The organism is Chryseobacterium lacus (genome assembly GCF_003336205.1).
GTDB classification, from domain to species: Bacteria; Bacteroidota; Bacteroidia; order Flavobacteriales; family Weeksellaceae; genus Chryseobacterium_A; species Chryseobacterium_A lacus.
The window spans coordinates 1-501 of the sequence record NZ_QPIE01000032.1 but is presented as its reverse complement, the minus strand read 5'-3'; the positions used below and the strand labels follow the sequence as shown (position 1 = coordinate 501).

Sequence of the window (501 nt, the reverse complement as noted above, 5' to 3'; positions counted from 1 at the left end):
ATTGTTGCCGGGAAGCTAGAGTAAGTAGTTCGCCAGTTAATAGTTTGCGCAACGTTGTTGCCATTGCTACAGGCATCGTGGTGTCACGCTCGTCGTTTGGTATGGCTTCATTCAGCTCCGGTTCCCAACGATCAAGGCGAGTTACATGATCCCCCATGTTGTGCAAAAAAGCGGTTAGCTCCTTCGGTCCTCCGATCGTTGTCAGAAGTAAGTTGGCCGCAGTGTTATCACTCATGGTTATGGCAGCACTGCATAATTCTCTTACTGTCATGCCATCCGTAAGATGCTTTTCTGTGACTGGTGAGTACTCAACCAAGTCATTCTGAGAATAGTGTATGCGGCGACCGAGTTGCTCTTGCCCGGCGTCAATACGGGATAATACCGCGCCACATAGCAGAACTTTAAAAGTGCTCATCATTGGAAAACGTTCTTCGGGGCGAAAACTCTCAAGGATCTTACCGCTGTTGAGATCCAGTTCGATGTAACCCACTCGTGCACCCA

1 protein-coding gene is annotated in these 501 nt (G+C 48.9%); it reads right to left on the bottom strand.

Annotated features, from left to right (window positions below):
* Positions 1–501: class A beta-lactamase (bla, locus tag DQ356_RS11160; RefSeq protein ID WP_114304563.1), on the bottom strand; the 501-nt coding region annotated here is incomplete at both ends.